The organism is Mesorhizobium sp. M7A.F.Ca.US.011.01.1.1 (genome assembly GCF_003998295.1).
In the GTDB taxonomy this organism is placed as follows: Bacteria; Pseudomonadota; Alphaproteobacteria; order Rhizobiales; family Rhizobiaceae; genus Mesorhizobium.
On record NZ_RZRT01000289.1, the window covers coordinates 1 to 383 of the forward strand.

A 383-nucleotide genomic window follows, 5' to 3' on the forward strand; every position below is an offset into this window, starting at 1 on the left:
CCGGAATCCTGCTCGAACAGGTCGCGAAGGATGACGCCGCCAGCTGCTTCATAGGCTTCGGCCCCGATATAGACGGCCCGGCGATCATCGGCCCGCACCGTCGTCTCGGTCAGCAGGCGCCTGATGTAGTAGGGTTCCTGCGTGTGCGAGCTGGCAATCCGCTCCCAGACCTGTTCCTGGCGCGCGTGATCGTCCGAGATCGAAAACGCCATGATTTGTTCGAGCCGGATTTCGTCGTTCTCGTAGAGGTCGAGCAACTTCGGCGACACCGATGCCAGCCGCAGGCGCTGCCTCACTGTCGCCGGCGACACGAAAAAGCGGGCACCGATCTCGTCGGGATCGAGGCCCTGATCGCTGAGCGTCTTGAAGGCCCGAAACTGGTC

1 pseudogene is annotated in these 383 nt (G+C 62.9%); it reads right to left on the reverse strand.

Annotated elements, in window-relative coordinates:
• A pseudogene (locus tag EOA13_RS37780) lies at positions 1–383 on the reverse strand (DNA-binding protein); the annotation flags it as partial.